Annotated in this window: 26 protein-coding genes; 12 read left to right on the top strand and 14 right to left on the bottom strand. The window is 69.8% G+C overall.

Annotation, left to right across the window (positions count from 1 at the left end):
- Positions 1-27: 27 nt before the first annotated feature.
- From ACQUQF_RS08315 to ACQUQF_RS08285, 7 genes are all read right to left on the bottom strand, one after another.
- Positions 28-1,101, bottom strand: a complete 1,074-nt coding sequence (locus ACQUQF_RS08315; protein WP_435177690.1) for a Gfo/Idh/MocA family protein — start codon at positions 1,099-1,101, stop codon at positions 28-30.
- 155 nt (positions 1,102-1,256) lie between these two features.
- A complete protein-coding gene (locus tag ACQUQF_RS08310; protein WP_435177688.1) occupies positions 1,257-1,460 on the bottom strand; it encodes a hypothetical protein in 204 nt (67 codons plus the stop codon).
- The gene (locus ACQUQF_RS08305) at positions 1,460-2,656 is read right to left on the bottom strand and encodes an ABC transporter ATP-binding protein (RefSeq protein WP_435177686.1); all 1,197 of its coding nucleotides are present in this window, start codon (positions 2,654-2,656) and stop codon (positions 1,460-1,462) included. Before ACQUQF_RS08305 ends, ACQUQF_RS08310 begins: the two co-directional genes overlap by 1 nt.
- A gap of 6 nt (positions 2,657-2,662) precedes the next feature.
- Positions 2,663-3,586, bottom strand: a complete 924-nt coding sequence (locus ACQUQF_RS08300) for a carbohydrate ABC transporter permease (protein WP_435177684.1) — start codon at positions 3,584-3,586, stop codon at positions 2,663-2,665.
- A 1-nt stretch (position 3,587) separates the two neighbouring features.
- Positions 3,588-4,571: a carbohydrate ABC transporter permease gene (locus ACQUQF_RS08295; RefSeq protein ID WP_435177682.1), complete on the bottom strand. Its 984-nt coding sequence runs from the start codon at positions 4,569-4,571 to the stop codon at positions 3,588-3,590.
- A 20-nt stretch (positions 4,572-4,591) separates the two neighbouring features.
- A complete protein-coding gene (locus ACQUQF_RS08290) occupies positions 4,592-6,058 on the bottom strand; it encodes an extracellular solute-binding protein (RefSeq protein WP_435177680.1) in 1,467 nt (488 codons plus the stop codon).
- 174 nt (positions 6,059-6,232) lie between these two features.
- A complete protein-coding gene (locus ACQUQF_RS08285; protein ID WP_435179498.1) occupies positions 6,233-7,210 on the bottom strand; it encodes an aldo/keto reductase in 978 nt (325 codons plus the stop codon).
- 144 nt (positions 7,211-7,354) lie between these two features.
- Here ACQUQF_RS08285 and ACQUQF_RS08280 point away from each other — a divergent pair, with 144 nt between their 5' ends.
- Positions 7,355-8,275, top strand: a complete 921-nt coding sequence (locus tag ACQUQF_RS08280; RefSeq protein WP_435177679.1) for a hypothetical protein — start codon at positions 7,355-7,357, stop codon at positions 8,273-8,275.
- A 60-nt stretch (positions 8,276-8,335) separates the two neighbouring features.
- Here the strand turns inward: ACQUQF_RS08280 and trmB are convergent, their stop codons facing one another.
- Both trmB and ACQUQF_RS08270 read right to left on the bottom strand, forming a co-directional pair.
- Positions 8,336-9,391, bottom strand: a complete 1,056-nt coding sequence (gene trmB / locus ACQUQF_RS08275) for an HTH-type sugar sensing transcriptional regulator TrmB (protein ID WP_435177677.1) — start codon at positions 9,389-9,391, stop codon at positions 8,336-8,338.
- A 417-nt stretch (positions 9,392-9,808) separates the two neighbouring features.
- On the bottom strand, positions 9,809-10,552 hold the full coding sequence (locus ACQUQF_RS08270; protein WP_435177675.1) for a proteasome assembly chaperone family protein: 744 nt from the start codon (positions 10,550-10,552) through the stop codon (positions 9,809-9,811).
- 147 nt (positions 10,553-10,699) lie between these two features.
- Between ACQUQF_RS08270 and ACQUQF_RS08265 the strand changes: the two genes are divergently transcribed.
- Positions 10,700-11,638, top strand: coding sequence for a mechanosensitive ion channel family protein (locus tag ACQUQF_RS08265; RefSeq protein WP_435177673.1), 939 nt, complete (start codon positions 10,700-10,702; stop codon positions 11,636-11,638).
- Positions 11,639-11,667: 29 nt separating this feature from the next.
- Here ACQUQF_RS08265 and ACQUQF_RS08260 read toward each other — a convergent pair whose 3' ends face one another.
- A complete protein-coding gene (locus ACQUQF_RS08260; RefSeq protein WP_435177671.1) occupies positions 11,668-12,072 on the bottom strand; it encodes a universal stress protein in 405 nt (134 codons plus the stop codon).
- A 27-nt stretch (positions 12,073-12,099) separates the two neighbouring features.
- Positions 12,100-13,479, bottom strand: coding sequence for a bifunctional metallophosphatase/5'-nucleotidase (locus ACQUQF_RS08255; protein WP_435177669.1), 1,380 nt, complete (start codon positions 13,477-13,479; stop codon positions 12,100-12,102).
- A 112-nt stretch (positions 13,480-13,591) separates the two neighbouring features.
- Here ACQUQF_RS08255 and ACQUQF_RS08250 point away from each other — a divergent pair, with 112 nt between their 5' ends.
- The 4 genes from ACQUQF_RS08250 to ACQUQF_RS08235 all read left to right on the top strand — a co-directional run bounded on the left by ACQUQF_RS08250 (position 13,592) and on the right by ACQUQF_RS08235 (position 15,452).
- Complete coding sequence (locus tag ACQUQF_RS08250; protein ID WP_435177668.1) at positions 13,592-13,831, top strand: DUF5816 domain-containing protein; 240 nt, start codon at positions 13,592-13,594, stop codon at positions 13,829-13,831.
- Between the two features lie 47 nt (positions 13,832-13,878).
- Positions 13,879-14,415 carry a hypothetical protein gene (locus ACQUQF_RS08245; protein ID WP_435177665.1) on the top strand — a complete coding sequence of 179 codons (537 nt, stop codon included), beginning with the start codon at positions 13,879-13,881 and terminating at the stop codon, positions 14,413-14,415.
- A gap of 138 nt (positions 14,416-14,553) precedes the next feature.
- Positions 14,554-15,087, top strand: a complete 534-nt coding sequence (locus ACQUQF_RS08240; protein WP_435177663.1) for a hypothetical protein — start codon at positions 14,554-14,556, stop codon at positions 15,085-15,087.
- A 44-nt stretch (positions 15,088-15,131) separates the two neighbouring features.
- Positions 15,132-15,452, top strand: coding sequence for a DUF7116 family protein (locus ACQUQF_RS08235; RefSeq protein WP_435177662.1), 321 nt, complete (start codon positions 15,132-15,134; stop codon positions 15,450-15,452).
- 105 nt (positions 15,453-15,557) lie between these two features.
- On the opposite strand, the gene ACQUQF_RS08230 is transcribed toward ACQUQF_RS08235, so the two are convergent.
- A complete protein-coding gene (locus tag ACQUQF_RS08230) occupies positions 15,558-16,748 on the bottom strand; it encodes a pyridoxal-phosphate-dependent aminotransferase family protein (protein WP_435177660.1) in 1,191 nt (396 codons plus the stop codon).
- A gap of 616 nt (positions 16,749-17,364) precedes the next feature.
- On the opposite strand from ACQUQF_RS08230, the gene ACQUQF_RS08225 reads away from it, so the two are divergent.
- From ACQUQF_RS08225 to ACQUQF_RS08200, 6 genes are all read left to right on the top strand, one after another.
- On the top strand, positions 17,365-18,330 hold the full coding sequence (locus ACQUQF_RS08225; RefSeq protein WP_435177658.1) for a metal-dependent hydrolase: 966 nt from the start codon (positions 17,365-17,367) through the stop codon (positions 18,328-18,330).
- A gap of 88 nt (positions 18,331-18,418) precedes the next feature.
- Positions 18,419-19,027 (top strand): hypothetical protein, encoded by a 609-nt coding sequence (locus tag ACQUQF_RS08220; RefSeq protein ID WP_435177655.1) that lies wholly within the window; start codon positions 18,419-18,421, stop codon positions 19,025-19,027.
- Entirely contained in the window at positions 19,024-19,680 is a 657-nt protein-coding gene (locus ACQUQF_RS08215; protein ID WP_435177653.1) for a hypothetical protein, read from the top strand. Before ACQUQF_RS08220 ends, ACQUQF_RS08215 begins: the two co-directional genes overlap by 4 nt.
- 94 nt (positions 19,681-19,774) lie before the next feature.
- On the top strand, positions 19,775-19,981 hold the full coding sequence (locus tag ACQUQF_RS08210; RefSeq protein ID WP_435177651.1) for a dodecin: 207 nt from the start codon (positions 19,775-19,777) through the stop codon (positions 19,979-19,981).
- A 230-nt stretch (positions 19,982-20,211) separates the two neighbouring features.
- Positions 20,212-20,577 carry a HesB/IscA family protein gene (locus tag ACQUQF_RS08205; RefSeq protein ID WP_435177649.1) on the top strand — a complete coding sequence of 122 codons (366 nt, stop codon included), beginning with the start codon at positions 20,212-20,214 and terminating at the stop codon, positions 20,575-20,577.
- Between the two features lie 228 nt (positions 20,578-20,805).
- A complete protein-coding gene (locus tag ACQUQF_RS08200) occupies positions 20,806-22,152 on the top strand; it encodes a hemolysin family protein (protein WP_435177647.1) in 1,347 nt (448 codons plus the stop codon).
- 15 nt (positions 22,153-22,167) lie between these two features.
- Here the strand turns inward: ACQUQF_RS08200 and hisD are convergent, their stop codons facing one another.
- Both hisD and ACQUQF_RS08190 read right to left on the bottom strand, forming a co-directional pair.
- On the bottom strand, positions 22,168-23,475 hold the full coding sequence (gene hisD, locus ACQUQF_RS08195) for a histidinol dehydrogenase (RefSeq protein WP_435177645.1): 1,308 nt from the start codon (positions 23,473-23,475) through the stop codon (positions 22,168-22,170).
- Between the two features lie 75 nt (positions 23,476-23,550).
- A complete protein-coding gene (locus tag ACQUQF_RS08190; protein ID WP_435177643.1) occupies positions 23,551-24,786 on the bottom strand; it encodes a TIGR00300 family protein in 1,236 nt (411 codons plus the stop codon).
- Positions 24,787-25,071 lie beyond the last annotated feature (285 nt).

Here is a 25,071-nt window from a genome sequence, read left to right as displayed (position 1 = left end):
GAAACCGGGAGCAGAGAGAACGGAGGGCTACTCGAGCTGGACCGCCTGCTGGCGCTCGTGGGACCGGTAGATGCCGTCGATGACCCGCTGGACCTCCAGGGCCTGCTCGACCGTGTTCCGGGTCGGGGCCACGCCGTCGCGGACCGCCTCGAAGAACACGCGCTGCTCGGCCTTGTGGGGGTCCTCGTGGCGGGTCTGTATCTCGGAGTCGGAGAAGTGGTCGGTGCCCTGCCGGCCCGACTCGTAGATCGTCAGCGAGTCGTCGGCCTTGTCGAAGTTGGCGCCGGCCTCCGTGCCCCGGACGACGAACTCCTCGTTGGGCGACCGGTTGGCGGCCCACGCCACCTCCAGGGTGAACGTCTTGCCGCCCTCGCACCGGACGAACGCGCTCACCGAGTCGTCGACCGAGAACTCGCCCGACTGGGCGTCCTCGCCCCACATCTCGAGGTAGGCGTAGTCGTCGCGGGAGCCGAACTGCGACCGGATGGTGCCCGAGACCTCCCGGACCTTCGGGAAGTCGTGGAAGTGCAGCGCCAGGTCGATGGCGTGGACGCCGATGTCGATGAGCGCCCCGCCGCCGGCGATCTCCTGGTTGGTGAACCACGAGCCCCGGCCCGGCACGCCCCGTCGCCGGATGAAGTTGGCCTCGACGTGGCGGGTCTCGCCGAACCGGCCCTCCTCCTGGTAGGCCTTCACGACCTCGACCGGGTTGCGGAACCGGTTGTGGAACCCGACCATGCAGAAGCCGTCGGCGTTGTGGGCCGCCTCAGCGATGCGCTCGGCGCTCTCCAGCGAGTGGGCAAGCGGCTTCTCGAGCAGCACGTCGAGCCCCGACTCCAGGGCCGCCACCGCGTACTCCTCGTGGAACTTGTTCGGCGTCGTGACGACGACCGCGTCGACGTCGGCGCTGTAGAGGTCCTCGTAGCTCTCGTAGGACTCGACGCCGTACTTCTCGGCGAAGCGGGCCCGGGCGTCCGGATTGATGTCTACCCCGCCCACCACGTCCACGCCCTCGAGGTCCACGAGGCGGTCGGCGTGGTAGTGTCCGATGTTCCCCAGACCGACGAAGCCGACGCGGACCGGCTCGTTCGTTGTAGACATAGTTACTAGTGGTAGCAGCCGTGAGTCGTTGTTAGGCTTTTCTGTTCGGCCGTCTATCAGCGTTCGGGTACCTGCCCCCGGGTGACAGGTCTGGGTCGGGCCCGCGGCTCCGGGCGACCCGCCTCGCGCCGAGGCGTCCCCGGTGGGACGGCGCGTCAGTACAGCTGGCGCTCGGTCTCCTCCCGTTCGCTCTCGCGTTCGGCCTCCCGCTTCGCGCGCCGGCGGTTCGCGAGCCAGGTCCGCGCGGCGGGCAGGAACTTGTTCTTGCAGTCGAGCGCGAACGAGACGATGCCGTACGCCCAGAAGAAGAACAGCACCGTCCCGCCGACCAGGTAGAACCACCCCATCGTCGTGACCATCAGTCGTCGCCCTCCGCTTCGGTCTCGGCCGACCCCGGTTCGACCGCCGCGAACTCGAGGCTGTGGCTGATCGCGTCGCCGGTCTCGGTGTCGAAGAGGTGGATGCGCTCGCGGTCGAGCACGACCTCGACGTCCTCCTCGGCTTCGATGTCCGACGACGGGTCGACGCTCATCAGCAGCTGGTTCTGCGGCGCCTCGGCCTCGGGGTCGGTCTCTATCTGCGGTTCGGCCGCGTCGCCGGTCAGCAGGTAGACGAATATCTCGTCGCCCATCGGCTCCAGCACGTCGGTCCGGGCCGGAACGGGCTGGGTCGGGTTGGCGACCCCCTCGCTGGCCTCGCGGAGGTAGACGTCCTCCGGCCGGACGCCGAGGGTCAGGTGGTCGCCCTGCGCGACCCCCGAGAGCTGGCCGGGGTCGAACTCGACGTCGAAGTCGGGCGTCGACAGCCCGGTCGCGGTGACCTCCCCCTCGACGAAGTTCATCGACGGCGAGCCGATGAACCCGGCGACGAACAGGTTCGCGGGCTCGTTGTAGCACACCAGCGGCGGCGCGATCTGCTGGAGCTCGCCGCCGTCGATGATGGCGATGCGGTCGGACATCGTCATCGCCTCGGCCTGGTCGTGGGTGACGTAGATGATGGTCGTCTCGAGCTCCTTGTGGAGCCGCTGGAGCTCGGTCCGCATGTGGACCCGGAGCTTGGCGTCGAGGTTGGCCAGCGGCTCGTCCATCAGGAACACCTCGGGCTCGCGGACGATGGCCCGCGCGATGGCGACCCGCTGGCGCTGCCCGCCCGACATCTCGTCGGGCATCCGGTCCAGCATCCCCTCGAGCTGGACGATGTCCGAGGCGCGATCGACCCGCCTGTCGATCTCGTCCTTCGGGTAGTCGCGCAGCCGCAGCCCGAAGCTGATGTTGTCGTACACGTCCATGTGCGGGAACAGCGCGATGTTCTGGAACACCATCGCGATGCCCCGGTCCTTCGGCGGGAGGTTGGTCACGTCCCGATCGGCGATGGTGATGGTCCCCTCGGTGGGGATGGTCAGCCCCGCGATGGTCTCCAGCGTGGTGGACTTCCCGCACCCCGAGGGGCCGACGAGCGTGACGAACTCGCCGTCCTCGATCTCGAGGTTCATGTCGTCGACTGCCGTTACGTCCGCGTAGCGTTTCGTGACGCCGTCCAGGATAACTTTCCCCATTGTGAATCACTCCTTGAGCGCGCCCGCGGTGAGTCCGCTGACGATCTTCTCCTGCGCGACGACCACGAGGATGGCGACGGGCAGGACCCCGACGATGCTCGCGGCGGCCATCAGGTTGTACAGCTGGGTGTACTGGCCCTGGTAGCTCAGGATGCCCCAGACGATCGGCGCCCAGTTCCGGGCCTCGCCCGAGGTCATCAGGAACGAGAAGAAGAACTCGTTGTACACCGAGATGAACGTCAACACGCCCGCCGTCGCCACGCCCGGCGCCGACAGCGGCATGATGACCCGGAACAGCGCGCCCAGCCGGGTCGTCCCCTCGATGCGCGCGGCGTCCTCCAGCCCGTCGGGAATCTGGCCGTAGAACGTCGAGAGGATGAATATCGACAGCGGCATGAACAGCGCGCTGAACGGGAGGATCATGGCGAACGGCGTGTTGAACAGGTTCGGACTCGACACTCCCAGCACCGAGACGTTCCCGGTGAACAGCCGGAACAGCGGGATGATGAACGCCGCCGGCGGGAAGTACGACACCGCCAGGATGAGCAGCATCAGCGGTCCCTTCCCCGGGAAGTCGAGCCGGCCGAACACGTACCCCGCCAGACTCGCCAGTACCAGCACGATGGCGGTCGTGGCGATGCCCAGCACGAAGCTGTTGAACATGTAGATGTGGAACGGCACCGTCGTGAACACGCTCACGAACGCCTCGGGGTTGAACCCGTGGGGCACCGGCGGGAAGCCGAAGCTGGTGATGGCCTCGTTCGGCGTGAGCGCCAGCACCAGCAGCCAGTAGAACGGGAACAGCGTGGTGAACAGGAAGAAGATCATGGCGACGTAGAACATCGCCCGGTACACCTTCTCGGGACTCTGTATCGCCGAGTCGACCCAGCGCGAGAACGCGCCCTTCGAGGAATCGGTTTCAGTAGCCATGTTAGCCTCCCGTCTCCGTGTCCGCGTACTTGACGATGTACACCGAGACCACGATGCCGATGAGCCCGGCCGTGATGAACGCGACCGCCGCCGAGGTGCCGTACATCCGCGACCCGCGGAACGTCGTCACCACGAGACACGACAGCGACGGCACCGTGTTACAGCCCACGACCGTCTCGATGAGCCCGTAGATCCGCATCGCGCCGATGGTCCGGAACAGCATCGCGACCAGCACCGACGGCAGCACCAGCGGCAGGGTGATGTACCTGAACTGCTGGTACTTCGTCGCCCCGGCGACCTTCCCCACGTTGTAGAGGCTCCGGTCGACGCTCTGGAGCCCCGCGAGGATGATCAGCGCCATGAACGCCGAGGTCTTCCACACGTCGGCGACGATGAGGATGATCATCGAGTCCACCGGGTTGGTCAGCGGCGTGGCCGAGAAGAGGCCCAGGTTCTGGAGCGGGTCGACGAGGAACCCGATGTTGGGCTGGAACAGCAGGAAGAAGATCATCCCCTGGATGACGATGGGCACGGCCCACGGGATGATGATGGCGACCCGGACCCACCGCCGGCCCCGGAACTCCTGGTCCAGCACCAGCGCCTGCGCGAACCCGATGATCGTCTCGAAGAAGACGCTGAACACCGTGAAGATGAGCGTCACGGTGAGCGCGCTCCGGAACGGCGTGGCCGGGTCGAAGAACGGCCTGACCAGCAGCGCGTCGCGCTCGCCGGTCAGGAGCGCGACGTAGTTCTGGAGGCCGACGAACTCGCCGAGCGCGGCGCTGCCGACCAGGTTGTCGGCGTGGAGCGACATCCAGAACGTGCTCACCAGCGGCCAGAACGCGATGAGCCCCAGCAACAGCAGCACCGGCGTCAGCAGCAGGTACGCGAACTGCGCGTCGCTCAGGTTCTCCATCCACCGAGTCGCCGCGACGTACGGGCCCGAGCGTTCGGAGTCCCGAATCCCATCCTCGGATGTTGCCATAGGGTGTTACGGTGGAGTTGTTACGCGCTCTGTTCGATGGCCTTGAGCTGGGCCTTGAGCTGGGTCATCGCGCGCTCGGGGTTGCCCCCCTTCGAGAACGCGCCGTTGACCTGCTGGGCGATCTTCGACGACTCGGCGGGCCACACCGCGGTGACCGGCCGCGGGATCGCGTTCTGGCCGGCGACCCGGAGCTGTTCGACGTACCGGCCCATGATGGGCACGTCCTTCGCCCGCTGGGAGTCGAGCAGCTGGGGCTCCGGCGGCAGGAAGCCCAGCACCTCGAACAGCTTGTACTTGAACTCGGTGCTCATCATCGCCTTGAGCACCTCGGCGGCGGCCTCCTTGTTCTTGGAGTTGGGGTTGATGGCGTTGTGCCACCCGCCCAGCGCCGCGACCGGGCCGCCCACCATCTTGGTGTCCCACTGGGCCTCCTCGTGGGTCTTGGCGTACGGAATCGGCATCACGCCCAGGTCCTGGCCCAGCGCGTCCTCCGCGCCGCTGATGTTGATGGCGTAGGGCCAGTTGCGGTGCATCACGGCGTCCTTGTTGGTGAACGGCTTGCGCGAGGGCTCCTCGGTCCACTGCATGACCGCGGGCGGCGCGATGTTGCCCTGATACTTGCTGAGGGTGTTGTTGGCGTTCGAGCCGTGGATGAACGTCCGGACCATCTTGATGGCGTTGATGACCTGGGGCTGGTCGACCGTGATCGGTCGCTCGCCCACCGGTCCGAACAGGTACTTGGCGGGATTGCCGAAGTACGCCCCGCCCCAGCTCGACATGAACTCGTTGAAGTCGCAGCACGACAGCCCCTCGTAGGCGCTGGCCTGGAAGGTGTAGCCGTACTGGACGTCGCTGTTGTTCATCGCCTCCTTGGTGACCTGCGCGAACTTCTGCCAGGTCATCGAGTTCTTCGCCCACTTGTCGAAGTCCGACTGCCCGTATCCCGCGTTCTTCAGGTAGTTCTGGTTGTACAGCATCGTCGGGAAGTCGGGGAACAGCGGGACGGCGTACAGGTCGCCGTTCGGCCCCTTCGCCGTCGAGACGCTCGCGTCGAAGTACTGCTCCTCGATCCGACCGATGCGCTGCTGGGGGAACGCCCCCAGCTTGCTCAGGTTCTGGAGCTGATTGCGGACGATGAACGGGATGGTCCACCCGCTGTCCATGTACAGCAGGTCGGGCTTGTTCCGCCCCGCGGCGAGCCACTGCTGGTACTGGGCCCGCCGGTTGTCCGTCACCGACGGCCCAGCCAGGATCTCGACGTTGATGTCCTTCGAGAGCCCGTTGTTGTAGAGGACGGGCTGGAGCTCCTTCTTCCACGTGCTCCCCTTGAAGTCGGGGTCGGTCGCCCACTGGAGCGTGACGCCGCCCTGCTGGACGTCACCCATCGCACCCTGTTCGACGTATCCCGGCAGTCCGGCCGCAGCACCTGAGGCACCGACGGCCTTGACGAACTGCCGTCGAGAAGTACCGCTACCATCATCTGTCATTATTTCTCACTCCCCCAGACCGCCTACAACAGACCGCCGTATAACAGCTTTGGCCGGCGTCCTCCGGAGGTGATTGGAAAAAAACCCGCTTCGGGGCGGGGATTTCCGCTCGCTTGTCGGTGAGGAGTCACTTACACCACCTGCTACTGCCGGCCGAATTTACTCGGAACCGCGTTAGGTATCCGCGATGGCCCGCGACCACACCGGGTCCTTCGGCGCTTCGAGGCGTTCGACCTCCTCGTCGGTGAGGGCCACGTCCAGCGCCGCGACGTTCTCCTCCAGGTGGTCGAGGCTCCGCGGGCCGACGATGGGCGCGTCCACCACGTCCCTGTGGAGGAGCCACGCGAGGCTGACCTGCGCGGGCGTGACGCCCTTCTCCTCGGCGAGCGCCTCGACCTCGTCGAGCACCGCCCAGTTCTCCTCGGTGAATCGGTTGCGGGTGTGTTCGTCGGTCGCGGCCCGTCCCTCCTCGGGGTCGTCGTCCCTGCTGTACTTGCCGGTGAGGAATCCGCCGCCGAGCGGGCTCCACGGGATGACCCCGACGCCCTGGTCGGCGCAGACCGGCAGGACGTTCTCCTCCTCCTGGCGGTCCACCAGGTTGTACTGGGGCTGCATGCAGGTGAACCGGGCGTAGTCGTTCACGTCGCTCTCGTAGAGCGCCTTGGTGAACTGCCAGGACGCCATGGTCGAGGCGCCGATGTACCGCACCTTCCCGGTCTCGACCAGATGGTCCAGCGCGTCGAGGGTCTCCTCGACTGGTGTGGTCTCGTCCCAGCGGTGGATCTGGTAGAGGTCGACGTAGTCGGTTCCGAGCCGCTCCAAGCTCCCCTCGATCTGGTCGAGGATGTGCTTGCGCGAGAGGCCCTGCTTGTTCGGTCCCTCGCCCATCTCGCCGTACACCTTTGTCGCGACGACCAGCTCCTCGCGGTCGTGCTTCTCGATGGCGTCGCCGACGATATTCTCGCTCTCGCCGTGCGAGTAGACGTTCGCGGTGTCGAGGAAGTTGATGCCGAGTTCGATGGCCCTGTCGATGATCTCCTCGCTGCGCTCGCGGTTCCCGATCATCCACTCCCGGTCGCTGCCGAAGTTCATGCACCCGAGGCAGAACCGCGAGACCTCCAGGCCCGTGTCGCCGAGGGTCGTGTACTCCATCTCCGTGTCCGGCATGGCCCTGCGTACGCGGAGGCGGCCTAAAACGGTGGGGGCGACCCGGAGGCCGGGTCCCGAGTCGGTCGGGGCGCGCCCGGACACCGAACCCGCCAAAGGCTCAAGCCGGTTCGGGTCGACACGAGTGACATGGCGCCTCTTCTCGACCGACTGCGGAACCCAGACCACACGGGCGAGCGACGGTGCTGGCCGTGCACCGGCGTCAACGCCGCGATACTGCTGGCGGCCTGCGCGGCCGTGGCGCGCCGCCGGTCCCGGTCGCTCGCGGCCGCGCTCGGCGTCGGCGGCGCCGCGGCCATCGCGCTCCGCGGGTACCTGGTGCCGGGCACGCCGACGTTCGCGCCCCGACTCGCCGCGCGGCTCCCCGGCGACTGGTTCCACGGCGGCCCCGGCGCTCGCACCTCTCCCGTTCCGGCGCGCGGTGACGAGTCGGCAGATCGCGAGCCGGGTGCCGCACCCGACGCGCCGGGGTCGCTCGGCGGCGCCCGAACCGAGGCCGACGCCGGCGAGGCGGTCCTCGGCGCGCTCGTGGAGGCCGGTGTGGTCGCGCCGGACGGCGAGACGGTGTACCTCGACGAGTCGTTCCGGACGGCGTGGCGCGAGGAGATGAAGCGCCTCCGCGGGATGGACGACCAGCGGCTCGCGGCTGCGCTCGAATCCGCCGCGCCGGAGGGCGGGGTCGTCGACGTGGTGGCGCCGAGCGGGACCGCCGTGGGTGCGGCGAGCACGGGCACCGGTGACCGGTGGTTCGTGGTCTCGGACGGGAGCGACGACCCCGCCGCGGAGCACTGGCTCACCCGACCCGTCGCCGTCGCGGAGGCGGCGGCGGTCCGGACGCTGGCCGACCGGACCGACCTGTCGGCGGCGTCGCGGGCGCGGGCGGCCGGCCCGCTCCGGACCTTCCTCGAGCGCTGTCCGGTCTGCGACGGACCGGTCGAGGAGACGACGCTGGTGGAGTGCTGCGGCGGGCCGGGCGGGACCGACCCCGACGCGCCCGACGAGGTGCTGGCCTGCGCCGGCTGCGACGCGCGGCTCTACACGTTCCGGTAGTCGGGCGGTGAGGGATCCAGTAGTCGGCCTGGTGGGGAACGACGGAGGACGGACGGCCGCCTACCGGGCCGGCGGACTGTCGCGACCGATGCGGATCTCGTGGGCCTCGATGTCCTCGAGGGCGGCGACCTGGCCCCCCACCGTGACCTCGCCGTCGTCGGTCCGGATCTTCATCCCGGCCACGCGCTCGCCGGCCTCGAACGAGAAGCCGACGACCTTCCCCTCCACGACCCGGGAGGAGCCGGTCTCGATGTCCCGGCCCTCGATGGTGGCGTAGAACTCGCCCTCGAGCTCCTGGAGCTCCTTGACGCACCGCCGGATGGAGGCGTAGCGCCGGGGGAACGGCCGGTCCTCGCCGTCGGCCGCCAGGGTGCGCTCGGCGGTGGTCCAGAGCACGGTGCCGAAGAACCCCGAGACCAGGAAGCCCAGCGCCGAGCGGTTGAAGATGACGCCGTAGCGGTCCTCGTCGTCGCGGAGCGCGTCCTGGGTGGCGTAGATGGAGTACTCGCCGTCGGCCACCGCGATGACCGGCGTGGTGATGCCCCGGCGGGCCCGGGCCGTGGTCGCCACCTCCAGGTAGTCGAACTCCTCGGGCGAGGGCGCCTCGGAGGCGGGCGTCACGAGCAGTTCGACGCTGACGCCCGAGTCGACGGCGGCGCTGAGGTCGTCCGCGAACCGCTCCAGCAGGTCTGGGGTCAGCGACAGCGCGAGCTCGAACTCCGCCTCCTCGATGACCTCCTCGAGGTACCGGAGGATGGTCGACCGCGACTTGACCAGCGAGACCGCCTCGGTGTCGCGGGCCGGCGCGGTGTAGCGGGCCTCGAGCTCCTGGACCATCTCCATCAGCGACGACTGGACGCCCGAGAACGCCTCCTCGGGGTCGACCGCGATGACCTTCATCGGCCGGGACTCCCGGAGCTCGACCAGCCCGCGGTCGCTGAGGCTGCGCACGGTGTCGTACACCCGCGGCTGGGGGATGTCGGTCCGGTCGGCTATCTGGCTGGCGGTCAGGTCGCCGTGTTCGAGCACGGTGAGGTAGGCGTTGATCTCGTACTCCCCGAGGTCGAACCGCTCGCCCACCCGCTCGATGGTCGCGTGCAAGTCGTCGGAGGCCATGTACGAGAACACTCACCCGAGGGGTAAATGATTTATCCGGTTTCGAGTAGCACCCGTTTCCGAAAACGGGTTTCATACTCCCCGTAGTCGACCGAGCCGAGACCCGCCGCTGGCCGGTCAGGACGAGCGGGACCGCGAGTCGGAGGACGCGAACGGACGACACGGGACCGAGTTGCCCCGGCTTGGCTTATAAACTCTCGGAGCCCGGGCGTGACCTCGGTAACCTCGGGCAGCGAAACGAGTTGCGGTGCGCACCAGCAGTTCCGCCGCGAGCGAGGGCGCAGCCCGAGCGAGCGGACCGAGGAACCGTCGAACGAGGCCCGAACGAGGTGAGGGCCGAGTGAGGCGGTGACGACGTGTTTTTCATGAACGTTTTGCAAGGGCGCGCCTCTCGGGGCGCGCCCGCAGCAAAAGGTGCTACATGTACATCCGGTCGTCGGCGATCTCCGACTCGGCCCGCTCCGAGAGGCGCTCGGCCAGCCCCTCGTAGTAGCTCTGCACCTCGGCGGCGAACTCCTCCAGCGGCCCCGTGTCGATGTCGAGGCCGTAGACCCGGCTCGCGGTGTCGAGTAGTCGGATCGCCGCCTCGACGTCCGGGGCCTGGGCGTGGACCGGCGTCACGAACACCGCGGTCCGGAGCGCCGACTCCATCCCGCGGGCGACGAGCTGGGCGTTCACCCCGTCGAGGTACCCCCGGCCCATCGCCGGGACGTCGGCGTCGGCGAGGCGGTGGTCGCGGTAGTCGTCGGTGGCCACGTAGAACACCTCGTGCTCCTCCGGCGCGTGGGGGATCGAGACCCCGTTGAGGATCGCCACCTCGTCGACGCCGGCGGTCTCGGTCCACTCCAGCACGGCCTCGCTGAACGGCTGGGCCGCCCACGGCGGGACGAACAGCTCGCCGACCACCACCGACAGGCCGGCCTCCTCGTGGGAGAACACCCGGGTGTGGTGACGGGGCCGTCCGTTCTCGAACGGCGTGATGGCCGGCAGCTGGTCGGCGGTGATGTGGCCGACCTGCTCGAACTCCAGGCGGTCGACGAGGTAGTCCACCGCGGTCAGCCCGGCCAGCCCGAACTGGGAGAATCCGGCGATGACGGTCTCCTGGACGTTGTCGGCTGTTATCTCGAACGACGCGACCCCGTGACTCGGCTCTCCGTTCATGGCCGGGGCTACGACCAATCGGTCCTTAGGTCTTTGCGAACCCGACCCTGCCACCGCGCGAGGCCGGTCGCCGGTTCGACCGGTCGGCGGCCGACCGGCGGGCCGCCGGGGGAAAGCGTTTTGCCAGCTCCGGGAAAGGTTGGGGCCATGGTAGGCGTCCAGGGCGCGGTCGACGAGGCGGTCCGGACCTTCCGGGACCTCCCGGGAGCCCGGTTCGTCGCGGCCACGCTCGTGCTCGTGGTGGGGTGGTACGCCAGCCGGCTGCTCGTCCGGCTCCTCGGCCGGCCGGTCGCCCGTCGGTTCCAGCGACCGAGCCTCACCAAGACCGTCCTCGGGGGCGTCCGGGCGGTCGCGATGCTGGTCGCGGCCTCGGTCGCGGCCAACCAGCTCGGGTTCAAACCCGGCGACATCCTGCTGTCGGTCACGGTGTTCTCGGCGGTGCTGGGCCTGGTGCTCGCGCCCATCATCGGCAGCGTCATCAACGGGCTGTTCCTGCTGGCCGACCAGCCCTACGAGATCGGCGACATGATCGAGCTGGTCGACCAGGGCAAGCGCGGCTACGTCGAGGACATCACGCTGCGGTACACCAAGATATTCACCCTGGAGAACACCTTCCTCGTGGTGCCCAACTCCAACATGCGCGACCGGGACGTCATCAACTACTCGGCCGAGGACACCCGCTCGCGGCTCTCGCTCGAACTCCTCGTCACCTACGAGAGCGACATCGAGGAGGCCCGCGCCATCGTGGAACGGGCGGCCCGCGAGACGACCGAGGTGGTCGAGGGCGGCCCGGACATCCGCATCGGGAGCGCGCGCTACCCCTCCGCTCCGGTCTCGCGCGTCAAGGAGTTCGCCGACAACGGCGTCCTGCTCGACCTCCGGTACTGGGTGAAAGACCCCTACTACCTCGGGCGCGTCAACTCGAAGATCAACGAGCGCATCTGGTCGGCCGTCGCCGACGCCGACGTGGAGATGGCCTACCCCCACCAGCACCTCGTGTTCGACGAGACCAGCGGCACCGCCCGGGTCGAGATCGACCGCGGCGAGCCCGCCGCCCGGCCCGAGGAGTTCGACGCGCCGGACTGACCCGCCGCGCGACCGGGGCCGCGGCCGGCCTACCCCTTCCCGACCGTGACGACCTCGGCGTCGAGCTTCCCGCGGAGGTAGCCCTCGACGTCGGGGTCGGAGGTCAGCTTCCGGAGCATCCGGCGCCAGCGACCGGCCTGCTTGTGGCCGATGACCACGACGTCGGCGGCCTCGGCCGCGACCTCCTCCAGGATGGTCTCCTCGACGAGGAACCCCTCGCGGACGACGTACCTCGCGTTGGCGAGGCGGCCGAACTCGGTCTCGACCGCGCGCTTGAGCTCCGCGCGGGAGATCTCCCGGCCGCGGTGGTAGAGGTTGACGTGGAGGACGGTCAGCGCCGCGTCGCGCTCCTCGGCGATGCGTACCGCTTCGGCCAGCGTCCGCTCGGAGTGATCGGTCAGCGGGTAGCGGACGGGGACGACGACCAGCGTCACGTTCGAACCTCCGTCGTCCCGACTTTTCTACCTCTCGGTCGCCGGACCGCGGGCCGCGAGGTCGACTACCCGGCCCTCGACCTCGGGGGCGATGCCGGTCTCGCGGGCGTACTCGACCAGCACCTCGTACTGGACGCCGGCGGTCGCGACCCGGTGGGTCTCGTCGAGCGAGGGGAACTCGTCGTCGGTGTGGAGGACGTAGTCCGACAGCGCCACCGAGTAGGTCCGGTCGTCGTCGAGCGGGTCGCCGCCGACCCGGACCGACTCGACCGTTCGGGCCTCGGAGTCCCACGCGACCGTCGCGCCGCTGACCTGGGCGTGCCACCACCCGTCCTCGGCGAACCCGAGGTCGGGGCCGGCGGCCCACTCGAGCGCCTCGCGGAGCGCCGCGCCCGGCACCTCGGCGACCACCACGCGCTCCTCGAACGGGGTGACGCTCACCAGGTCGGCGGCCGTGACCTCGCCGACGAGGGGGTCGCCGGTCCGGACCCCGCCGCTGTTCTGGAGGCCGACGTCCGCGCCGGTCGCCCACCGGTAGGCGTCGGCGACCAGGTTGCCCAGCCGGCACTCGCCGCCGAACAGCGTGGCCTCGCCGCGGTCGATGGGCTCGTCGACGGTGCCGACCGCGTCGTTCAGGCCGGTCTCGGCGAGTCGCTCGCGCATCGCCGCCGCGACGCCCTCGTGGACCGGGGCGTCAGCGACGCGGTGGCGGGTCACCTCGCCGGTCCCGAGGTCGACCTCCACGACCACCGACCCGCCGTCGCCGGGCCGGGTGAGCAGGGTGCCGTCGACCCGGTCGCGGCGCTCGGTCGGGACGTGGCCGCCGAGGATGACGTCGGCGTCGACCCGTCGGGCGAGTCGCTCGTCGCCGCGGCCGAGGTGCGAGAGGACGACCGTGTAGTCGGCGTCCAGGTCCGAGAGGGCGTCGCGTGCAGCCGCGACCGGGTCGGTGAACGCAAGGCCGGTCGCGTCGGGGTTGATGGAGGCGGTCCGCTCGGTCGTGACGCCGACGACGCCCACGGTCGCGCCGCCGGCCTCGACGACGGTCGCGGGGACGACCCCGACGTCCTCGCCGAACCGCCGCCCGGCCTCGCGGTCGGCCCAGACGTTGGCGCTGACCCACGTCTGGGGCGAGTCGGCGACGAGGCGCCGGAGGTCCTCGCGGCCGTGGTCGAACTCGTGGTTGCCGAAGGTCTCGACGTCGGGCGCGACCGCCTCGAAGAGGTCGAGCGCCTGGGCGCCGCCCTCGACCAGCGCGAGCACGCCCGGCGAGGTGTTGTCGCCCGACCCCGCGAGGACGGCGTCGTCGCCGCGGAGTTCGCGGAGGAGGCCGGCGAGCCGACCGACGCGCTCGGGGGTGTCGTAGACGTTCTCGACGTCGGAGTAGTGGACGAGACGAGGAGCCATTTGGCGGGACTGGGCGGGCGGAGGCTTTGGTTCCTTCGGGACGGACCGGTCCGACCGCACCCCTGGCCCGGAGTCAGCACGCATAAACCCCTCGGGTGGCTACGTGGTCACGATGGACGCGACCACGACGACCGAGGGCCGGACGGTGTACGTCGCCCGCGACGAGGGCGACCGGGGCTCGAAGGGGCCCTTCTTCGTCGTCTACGCCGACGAGGACCGCGAGACGCGGTACGGCTATCTCTGCGGGAACTGCGAGCGCGTCGACAACGCGATGGACCCGATGGGCCGGATCGAGTGCAACGTCTGCGGGAACGTCCGGAAGCCGACCGAGTGGGACGCCGCCCACGAGTGACCGCCCGACGGAGCACGATTTTCACGCTCGACGCCCTACCGTCGCACATGTCCGCCGTCCGCAAGCGAACGCCTGACGACGACGCGTCAGACGTTCGCCGGCGAACGGTGGAAGAGCTCGAGAAGCAACACCAGACGCTGACCCTCCACGACTTCGTCCGCATCGTGGAGGCCCACCACTCCGACGACGGCGGCGGCGTCGAGCGCGACCTGCTCGCGGCGCACGCCGCCGCCGTCTACTTCGGCGTCGACGTCTCCGAGATCGACGACCGACTGGCCCCGTCCGACGAGTGGACGGACGCCGACGAGTTCTACGAACTGGACGACGACCGGGTGAGCGCGTACCCGCCGAAGTGGCACGAGGTGGTGTCGGACACCGACGACCTCCTCGACCTGATAGAGCTCGTCCAGGCCGGGACCGACGAGCCGGCCGGCAAGGGCCCCGAGGCCGTCGCGAAGCAGGGCGTCAACCAGGAACTGGTGCTTCGCGTCGCCGAGACCGTCGCGGACATCGACCGCGACGAGGCCCGACAGCGGTTGAACGAACTGCGACGCGCCGGCGAGATCGAGCAGTACCCGGACTAGAACCGCAACCCGTGGATACAGGTCCGGTGACCGCCTGATCGGCGCGCCGCCCCGCAACCCCGGGTCGTCGATCCGGCGCCCACCCCGCGACGGCCGGTCGGCCACTCGGCTTTTGACCGGGATTCCCGAACGTCCCCCATGACCGACGTCCGCGAGGAAGTGGTCGAAGAACTCGACAGTCACAGCGAGACGCTCACGCTCAAGGAGTTCGTCCAGTTCATAGAGAAGTACCACCGCGACGAAGGGCAGGGCGTCAGCCGCGACCTGCTCGCGGCGTACGCCGACGCGGTCTACTTCGACGTGGACCTCGACGCGGTAGACCAGCGGTTGACCGACAGCGACGAGTGGGAGGAGGGCGAGCGGTTCTACGACCTCGGCGGCGACCGGCTCAGCGTCTATCCCCCGGACTGGCACGAGGCCCTCGCCGACACGGACGACATCCGCGACGTCATCGAGGTGATCCAGACCGAGGTCACCGAATCCGAGGGCGACCAGCGCGAGGCGGTCACCGAGGAACGGGGCGTCCCCCAGCCCAAGATCGTCAGCGTCGCGGAGGTCGTCGCGGGACTCGACAGGGAGGCCACTCGCGACCGGATCAAGGAGCTGCGAGACGCCGGCGAGATAGAGGAGTTCGCCTCCCAGCACCGGGACCCGACCGTCCGGCTCTCGTAGCTCGCAGGAAAGTTTATTACTCGGTCCGTGCTACGCCCACACGGATGGCCACTGTTAGCACACCGCCCATTGATCACGCGAAGTCGATTTTCGCAGACCTGGGATACACCGTCTCCGGCGACGGCGAGGAGTTCAGGGCCGAACGGAAGTGGCGAGTCGTGCGCGTCACGGCGGTAACAGACTCGGACGACACGCCGGACGACGGCGACCTCCGATGCTTCGTCGCGTGGGACGAGCAGGCGTCGGAGCTCCGCAACCGCCTCCGACGCGCGGACCCCGAGTACGAGTGGGCGGTCATCGGCGTCGAGGACGGCGGCGACTACGAGGTGCTCCGCGCGCCGCCGAGCCCGGCGTCGGCGGTCTGAGGCCGCGCCGGGACTCCGGCGTACCGTTCCGTTTTCCGAGAAGGACGGTCGAGCGATTCTCCGGTAGCCCGCCGGACGAGCGGGCCGATTCGGAAGTCCGCGAGCCTACCGGTCGCCCAGCTTCCGGGCCGTCGCCGCGAGTCCGGCCTCGACGTCGACGTCGGCGCCCTGCTCGTCGAGGGCGTCGCCGAGCGCGGCCATCAGGTACGAGACGGTCTCCTCGCGGGCGGAGTAGCCCATGCAGCCGATGCGGAAGATCTCGCCGTCGAGGTCGCCCAGTCCGGTGGCGATCTCGAGGTCGTACTGCTCCAGCAGGTAGCTCGTCACGTCGGTGTCGGTCGCGCCCTCGGGGACCCGCACCGCGTTGAGGCTCGGCAGCCAGTACTCGTCGGGCGCGTTCATCTCCAGGCCCATCGCCTCGACGCCGGCCTTGAGCGCGCCGGCGATCTCGCGGTGGCGCGCCCACCGCTGCTCGATGCCCTCCTCGGCGACAAGCCGGAGCGCCTCGCGGAGCGCGTAGACGTTCGTGATGGGCGCGGTGTGGTGGTACGCCCGCTCGTCGCCCCAGTAGCCCTCCAGCAGCGAGAGGTCGAGGTACCACGACCTGGCGTCCTCCTCGCGGGAGAGCACCTTGTCCATCGCCCGGTCGTTGAGCGTGAGCGGGGCCGCGCCCGGCGGACACGAGAGGCACTTCTGGGGACCGGAGTACGCCACGTCGACGTCCCAGTCGTCGACCTTCAGCTCGACGCCGCCCAGCGACGTCACGGTGTCGGCGATCACGATGGCGTCGTGGTCGTGGGCCACGTCGGTGAGCTCCGAGACCTGGGGCTGGAGGACGCCGGTGCTGGTCTCGGCGTGGACGAACCCGAACACGTCGGGCTGGTGCTCGTCCATCGCGTCGGCGACGTCGACCGGGTCGAGGGGTTCGCCCCACGGCACGTCGACGTGGACGACCTCCCCGCCCGCGCGCCGGGCCATCTGGGCCATCCGGTCGCCGAAGTAGCCGTTGGTCGGGACCAGCATCGTGTCGCCCGGCTCGACGACGTTGCCGATGGCGGCCTCCATCGCGGCCGACCCCGTACCCGAGACCGGGATGGTCCACTGGTTGTCGGTCCGGAAGGCGTACCGCAGTAGCTCCTGGACCTCGTCCATGATCTCGACGAACGACGGGTCGAGGTGGCCGACCAGCGGCGTGCTCATCGCGCGGAGCACCCTGGGGTGGACCTCGCTGGGTCCGGGCCCCATGAGCGTTCGGTCCGGCGGTGTCAACTCGCCAACGTCCGGTTTCTCCACCATGTCAGGTGGTGTCTACTCGCGCCGGCTTAAAAAATTCCACCGGACGACCGCGATTATCGTCGGGTTGTCCGCGCCGCGACCGCGCGTAACGCGGCGTTTACTCGGTCCGCGCAGCCTGGTACCGAGGAAACGCGCCGTTGGTCGACGTGAACGGACGAAACGGTGCCACCGGTTTATTCGGGTGTCCGGCATACGAGAAGACGCCCCGACGGACGCGACGGGGGCGCGTTCGACGGGCGAGAGTTTCAATCGGCACGACCGGATCCGCGGGGAACCGCCGCGGGGCGACCGACGGACCAGGACGCGCGCACGAGGGCCGACCCAAACGGGGGAGGTTGGTTCGGCCCGGTGCGGGCACGAGTTCGCAGTCGGGGGCTGCACTTCCGTCGGCCGCTACCGCTTTCGCGGCGTCCCGAGCCGTCTTCGGCCGCTTTTCGTACGCCCCGGCGGGCCACATCGCGCCCGCCGGACCGCGTTGCTCTCGATCGCTTTCGAGCACCGACGCAGGCTCTCCCGGTACACCGCCGAGTGCCGGCAGTTCCAGAGTCGGCTGATACTGTGACGCGTTCTCAGTGAGGAAGAAGCTTATAGCTCCCGAGCGCCAACTGCCGTTCCCATGATGGTCGGGCACGCGATGCTGGCGTTCGCCCTCGCGACCGCCGCGACGATGCGGCGGTGGCCCCGGAAGCGAGCGCTGGCGTTCGGCGTCGCCGCGGCCGCGTTCGCGGCGGTCCCGGACGTCGACATGCTCTACGCGGTGTTCGGGCTGGCGCAGGTCGGGCTCGCGAGCGTCTGGACCATGACCGCCGCGTTCTGGCAGAGCTCGCACGTCGTCCACCGGGCGGTCACCCACTCGCTGGTGGTCGGCGTCGTCGCTGCCGCGGCGTTCGCCGCGAGCGTCGGCGGTCGGACCGACGCGGGGCGACGCTGGTCGCGACTGCTCGCGGCCTCGCTGGTCGCGGGCCTCGCCGGCGTCGCGTACGCCGAGAGCGGACCGCTCGGCGGCGCGGTGATGCTCGCGTTCCTCGTCGCCGGCCTCGGCGTCGCCGCCGTCGCCGCGAGTCGGTCGGACCTCGGGCCGCGCGCGCTGCTGGCGGCCGCGCTCGTCGGCCTGCTCAGCCACCCGTTCGGCGACGTGCTCACCGGTGCGCCGCCCCGGTTCCTCTACCCGTTCGACCTGCGACTGCTGGCCGACCGCGTCGTCCTGCTGACCGACCCGACGCTCAACCTGCTCGCGGTGTTCGGCCTCGAACTGGCCACCGTCTGGCTCGCGGGGTACGTCTACCTCCGGGCGACCGACCGGCGGGTCCTCTCGCACGTCGACACCCGCGCGGCGTTCGGGGTCGCCTACGCCGTCGCGGCGGTGGCGATGCCCGCGCCGACGATGGAGGTGTCGTACCACTTCGTGTTCTCCATCCTGGCGGTCGGCGGGGTCGGGGTCGCGCCGAACCTGCTGCCCTCGCGGCGCGTGCTGTCCGCGGAGTGGGACGAGACCGTGACGTGGGTGCTGACAGGGCTCACGGCGGTCAGCGTGGCCGCACTGACCTACACGCTGGTCTACGTGCTCTATCCGGTCCCCTGAACTCGTCGCTATCGGTCCCCGTCGAACGGTCGGACGCCGCGTTGCGATACCCTAACCTTTCTTATCCCGTCATTGTCTACGCCACGACATGGCACGTCGCACCGGCACGCTCGACCGGGTCGTGGAGGACGCGCGCGTGAACGCCGGCCTCGGCTGGGCGCTCGTCGCGTTCCTCGCGCTGGTCGCGGTCGAGGAGGTGCTCGACGACCACCTGCTGTGGGCCGGCTTCGCGGCGACGGTCGCCGCGCTGGCGCTGGTGCCCGCGATCGCCCACCGCGACTGGGTCGCGATGCTCCCGTGGGAGGTGCTGGCGCTCGCGGCGCTGCCGGTGCTCGGCCGGGCGCTGGCGACGCTGGTGTTCACCTCGCGGGTGGCGACCTACCTCTCGGTGGCGGCGCTGGCGCTCATCGTGGCCGTCGAGCTCCACGCCTTCACGTCGGTGAAGATGGCGAGCTGGTTCGCCGTGCTGTTCGTGGTCGTCGCCACGATCGCGACCGCCGGCGTCTGGGCGGTGGTCCAGTGGCTCTCGGACCTCTACCTGGGCACGGCGTTCCTCCGCAGCGAGCACCGGCTCATGTGGGACTTCGTGGCCGCCACGCTCGTCGGCGGGATGGCCGGCGTCGTCTTCGAGTGGTACTTCCGGCGGGTCGCGCAGGTCGAGGCCCGCCTGCCGGACGAACCGGGTGAGACGGCGTGAGGGTGCGCGACCGGTTCGGCGTCACCGAGCGGACACAGCGGCGGCTGACCCGCTGGATGGAGGTCGGCCTCCTCGGCATCTTCGCCTGGGGACTCCTCCGGGCGAACGTCGGCATCGCGGTCAACGCGGGCATCGCGTTCGCGGTCACGTTCCTCCCGGCGCTGCTCGAGCGCGACTACGACATCCCGATGGACGCCGGCCTCACGCTCTGGATCACGGCCGCGGTGTTCCTCCACGCGCTCGGAACGGTCGGACCGTACCGCGACCCGACGCTCTGGTGGTGGGACCACATGACCCACGCGCTGTCGTCGTCGCTGGTGGCGGCCATCGGCTACGCGACGACCCGCGCCATCGACGAGCACGCCGACGACATCTCCTTCCCGCCCCGGTTCACGTTCGTGTTCATCCTGCTGTTCGTCGTGGCGTTCGGCGTCATCTGGGAGGTCATCGAGTTCGGCGTCGGCGGGCTCGCGACCGCGCTCGGCAGCGACAAGATACTCACCCAGTACGGCCTCGACGACACGATGAAGGACCTCCTGTTCGACATCGTGGGCGGGGTCCTGGTCGCGGTCTGGGGCGCGGCCTACCTCTCGGACGTGGTGGGCGCGCTCACCGACCGCCTCGACGGGCGGGGCCGGCGGGGCGCCGACTGACGGGGCGGCTGATCGCCGGGACCGACGCGGGCGCGCTCGGCCGCTGGCCGGCCGGATGGCTTTATGGCGCTCTACGTGGTAGGCGTGAGGCGCCATGGTGTTCAAGAAGATAACGCTCATCGGGACGAGCGACGAGAGCTTCGACGCGGCCGCCGACGACGCCATCGACCGGGCCGAGCAGACGCTGGACAACGTCAAGTGGATCGAGGTCGACGAGCTCGGCGTGGAGCTGGCGCGGGCGCCCGACCGGCAGTACCAGGCCGAGGTCACGGTCGCCTTCGAGCTGGAGGACCGGGAGTAGGTCGCTCGGGGTCGGCTCCTGGGGCGCAGCCCTCTCGGGGTAGTCGGACTGGCGGTCCCCGGACCCGACATCGGCTGCCGCGTCGGTCCCACCGCCGACCTCCGTCCGGGTCCGGGCGACCGCACGAGGCGTCCGGGCAGTCTTGGTCCCGGCCTCGCGTATAAACCCTCGGGCGAAGCCGTTCGGCGCTCGGCGTCAGGATTAACATCCCGGACGCGAAACTGGGTGGTATGAGCACCGACACCGCACCCGACGACGCCGGCCCGGAGATCGAGGTGACGGAGGACGCCGCCGAGCAGGCGCTCTCGCTGCTGGAGGGCGAGGAGCTCGACACCGGGATCGCCGGGCTCCGGCTGTTCGTCCAGCAGGGCGGCTGCGCTGGCCTCTCGTACGGGATGCGCTTCGACGAGGAGCCCGAGGACGACGACACCGTCTACGAGCACCACGGTCTCCGGGTGTTCGTCGACCCCGCGAGCATGAACTACATCGAGGGCAGCGTCGTCGACTACGAGGACGGCCTCCAGGGTGCGGGCTTCCACGTCGACAACCCGAACGTAGTCAGCGAGTGCGGCTGCGGCGAGAGCTTCCGGACGTGAGTCGGCGCGCCCGTCACCGTTCGGGCGGCCACGGGCCGGTGAGCGCGGCGGCGCGGTGAGGGCTATTCTTATTTCGGCGAGGCGACTACTTCCCGTCGTGAACCAGACCGACAGCACCCTCGTCTCGGATGGGGCCGACCGCACCGGGCAGTCCGGCCGGCGGGCCGGCACCCGGACGGAACGGGCACCGAGGCGGCGGACGCGGCGGAGACGCGGCCGGAGGGCGGGATGGTAGACGTCGTCTTCTCGGCGGGGCGCGTCCTCCTCGCGCTCCTGCTCGTCTTCCTGAACGGGTTCTTCGTGGCCGCGGAGTTCGCCTACGTCCGCATCCGGTCGACGACCGTGGAGTCGCTCGTCGAGGACGACGCGGCCGGGGCCGAACTGCTCCAGGAGGCGGTCCAGAACCTGGACGACTACCTCGCGGTGACCCAGCTCGGCATCACCATCTCCTCGCTCGGCCTGGGCTGGATCGGCGAGCCCGCGGTCGCGGCGCTCATCGAGCCCGTGCTGGGGTCGTTCCTGCCGGCGAGCGCCGTCCACCTCGCGGCGTTCGCCATCGGCTTCGGCCTCATCACGTTCCTCCACGTCGTGTTCGGCGAGCTCGCGCCCAAGACCATCGCCATCGCCAGGGCCGAACGGGTCTCGCTGCTCGTCGCCGCGCCGATGCGGTTCTTCTACTACGTCTTCATCCCGGGACTCGTCGTGTTCAACGGTACGGCGAACTACTTCACCCGACTGCTCGGTATCCCACCGGCCTCCGAGACCGAGGAGACCCTCGAAGAGGAGGAGATCCTGATGGTGCTGTCCCGGTCGGGCCGGAAGGGCCACATCGACAAGGAGGAGGTCGAGATGATAGAGCGCGTCTTCGAACTCGACGACATCACCGTCCGGGAGGTCATGGTCCCGCGCCCCGACGTGGTGAGCGTCTCGGCCGACCTGCCCCTGCCGGCGCTCCGGTCGCTGATAATCGAGTCGGGCCACACCCGCTACCCGGTGCTGGACGCCGACGACGGCGACCGGGTCGTCGGCTACCTCGACGTGAAGGACGTGCTACGGGCGACCGAGACCGGCGAGTCGGACCCGGACTCCGTCACCGCGGGGGACCTCGCGCGCGACCTCCCCGTCGTCCCGGAGAGCGGGCGCATCGACGACCTGCTGGCCGAGTTCCAGAGCCAGCAGAGCCAGATGGCCGCGGTCATCGACGAGTGGGGGTCGTTCGAGGGACTGGCGACCGTCGAGGACATCGTCGAGCAGGTCGTCGGCGACATCAGAGACGAGTTCGACGTCGACGAGCGCGAACCCTCCATCGACCGGCGGAGCGACGGGACCTACTCCGTCGACGGCGGCGTCGCTATCGCGGCGGTCAACGACGCCCTCGACGCGGATTTCGAGAGCGAGGACTTCGGAACCGTCGGCGGGCTGGTGCTCGACCGCCTCGGTCGGGCCCCGGAGATCGGCGACGCCATCGAGGTCGACGGCTACCGCCTCGAAGTCGCGCAGGTCGACGGCGCTCGAATCTCGACGGTCGTCGTCCGCGAGACCGGCGCCGGGGAGACGCCGGCGAGCGAGTCGTAGCCGCGCACTCGGTAATTACTCCCCGCCCGCGCCGTTCCCTTCGCTATCATCGTCCTCGAACCGCTTCCGGACGCTCTCGGCGTGGGCCTCCAGGCCCTCCGCCTCCGCCAGCGTCGTGATCGTCCCCGAGAGGTCGTCGAGCGCCCCCTCGTCGAGTCGCTGGACGGTGGTCGAGCGCAGGAACGTGTCGACCGAGAGCCCGCCGGTGATCTTGGCCAGCCCGTTGGTCGGCAGGACGTGGTTGGTCCCGCTGGCGTAGTCGCCGGCCGCGACCGGGGTGTACGGCCCGAGGAACACGCTCCCGGCGCTGTCGATGCGATCGAGAATCTCCTCGTCGTCGTCGGCCTGGATCGAGAGGTGCTCGGCCGCGTACTCCTCGGCGAACAGGACGGCCTCGCTGGGCGACCGCGCGAGGAGGACCCCGCTCTCGTCGCTCTCGAGGGCCTCGCGGGCGACGTCGGCCCGCTCGCGCTCGGGGAGCTGGCGGTCGAGTTCGTCGGCGATCCCCTCGGCGGTCGCCTCGTCGTCGGTCACCGCCACGACCGAGGCGTCGGCGTCGTGCTCGGCCTGCGCGAGCAGGTCGGCCGCGACCAGCCGCGGGTCGGCGGTCTCGTCGGCCACCACCAGCAGTTCGCTCGGGCCGGCGAGGAAGTCGATGGCCACGTCGCCTTGGACCTCGGCCTTCGCCGCAGTCACCCACTTGTTGCCCGGGCCGACGATCTTCTGGACCCGGTCGACCTGCTCGGTGCCGTAGGCGAGCGCGGCGACGGCCTGCGCGCCGCCGACGTTGAACACCCGGTCGGCGCCCGCGGCGTGGATCGCCGCCAGCGTCGCGCGGTTCAGCTCCTCGGCAGGCGGGGTGGCGACCGCGACCTGGTCGACGCCCGCGACCTTCGCCGGGACGACGCCCATCAGCGCGCTGGAGGGGTATGCCGCGGCGCCGCCGGGGACGTACACGCCGACCCGCTCGATGGGGCGGAACCGCCGGCCCAGCTCCCGGCCGTCCGAGAACTCGCGGCGCCAGTCGTCGGGGAGCTGGGCCTCGTGGAACTCGCGGACGTTCTCGGCGGCGGTCTCGATGGCCTCGCGCACCTCGTCGTCGACCTCGTCGTAGGCGCGCTCGGCCTCGTCGGTGACGTCCAAGTTGCCGACCGACACGCCGTCGAACTCCTCGCAGAACTCCCGGACCGCCACGTCGCCCTCCTCGCGGACCCGAGAGACGATGTCGCGCACGTCGTCGCGGACGGCCTCGACGCCGGCGTCGCGGTCGAACAGCGCCCGCCTGTCGTCCGGCCCGAGGTCCGCCAGTGTTCGCACGTTCATGCCACCCGCTTCGGAGCGCGGGCGAAAAACGGTTTCCTTCCGGGCGGCGCGCCGTCGGCGAGGCGTTCGGGTGAGTCAGGCCTCGTCGAGCACTCGGTCGGCGAGCGCGGGGACGAACGTGCCGACGTCGGTCACCATCCCGATTGCCTGGGCGCTCCCGCGGTCCAGCAGCTGGGTGACGGTGGCGGGGTTGATGTCGACGCAGACGACCCGGGTCGTCGACGGCAGGCAGTTGCCGACCGCGACCGAGTGGAGCAGCGTCGCCAGCATCAGCACGAGGTCGGCCTCGTGGGCCTGCTCGCGGATGGCGCTCTGGGCCTCGACGGCGTCGGTGATGGTGTCGGGCAGCGGGCCGTCGTCCCGGATGGACCCCGCGAGGACGTAGGGCACGTCGTTGGCCACGCACTCGTACATCACCCCTTCCTCGACGATGCCCTGCTCGACGGCCGGTTCGATGCCGCCGGCGCGGACGATCTCGCTGATGGTGTAGATGTGGTGCTTGTGTCCCTTCCGAGGGTTCTCGAGGGTCTCGACGTCCATCCCGAGCGAGGTGCCGTACTGGCCGCGTTCGAGGTCGTGGACCGCGAAGCCGTTGCCCGCAGAGAGCATGTCGACGAACCCCTCGCGAACGAGCCGCGCCAGGGCGTCGCCCGCTCCGGAGTGGACGACCGCGGGACCCGCGACCGCCAGCACGGACCCGCCGTCGGCCTTGGTCTCCTCGACGGCCTCGGCGATCTCGCGGATGAGCGACTCCGAGGGCCGCTCGGCCGAGACCCCGCCCTGCATGAACCCGAACGGGCTCCCCGATCCCCGGGGTCGCTCGGGCGGGTCGACCCGGACGCCGGCCTCGTCGGTGACGATCAGGTCGCCCTCCTCGACCGCGTTCAGCACCTTGGTGTACGCCCGCGGGCCGTCCTCGGCGTCGGGATCGACGACGACGACGCAGTCCATCTCGACGTTCTCGACCGGGAGCCACTCGCCCTCGTACCGGACGTGGGTGGGGTGGTTCGTCGTCGAGTAGAACCCGTGGGGCACGACGCGGTCCTCGGGCGCGGGCTTCAGCGTCGCGTCGGGCGGGTCCGGGAGGTGCGCGCCGTTCTGGTGGAGTTCGTGAAGGATCTCGCGGAGGCTCTCCTCGTCGTCGGCCATCACCGTCATCCGGCAGAACGACTCCGCGTCCTTGTGCTCTCCCACGTCGAAGACCTCCACGTCGAAGTTGCCGCCGAGGTCCATCACCACGCCGAAGCACTGCTGCATCAGCCCGGAGTCGATGATGTGGCCCTCGAGCTCCACCGTGCGTGCGACTGTCATCGTCTGCACGACGGAAGGGCGAGCCATCAACGTTGCGCTGGCGGTACGTTTCTCGTTGCGTCCGGCGGGGCGTTTCTCGGCGATCCCCGTGACGCTCGCCTCGCCCGGATCGACAGCCGCGGTGACGACCGTTGCCGTCGCTGGCGGGCCGCGTTCGAAATGAAAACGGCCCACCGCAGCACAGTGCTGCGGTGGGCCGAGATATGAATGGGAGGCGGCGAACCGGGGTTTCCAGAGGCTCGCGCACTCCAGTACTTGCCGGAACGCAGGCGGGCTTAACTTCCG

Origin of the sequence: Halorussus sp. AFM4 (assembly GCF_051194995.1) — an archaeon.
In the GTDB taxonomy this organism is placed as follows: domain Archaea; phylum Halobacteriota; class Halobacteria; order Halobacteriales; family Haladaptataceae; genus Halorussus.
The sequence above is the reverse complement of the archived record's forward strand: the minus strand, read 5'-3'. Positions and strand labels throughout refer to the sequence as shown.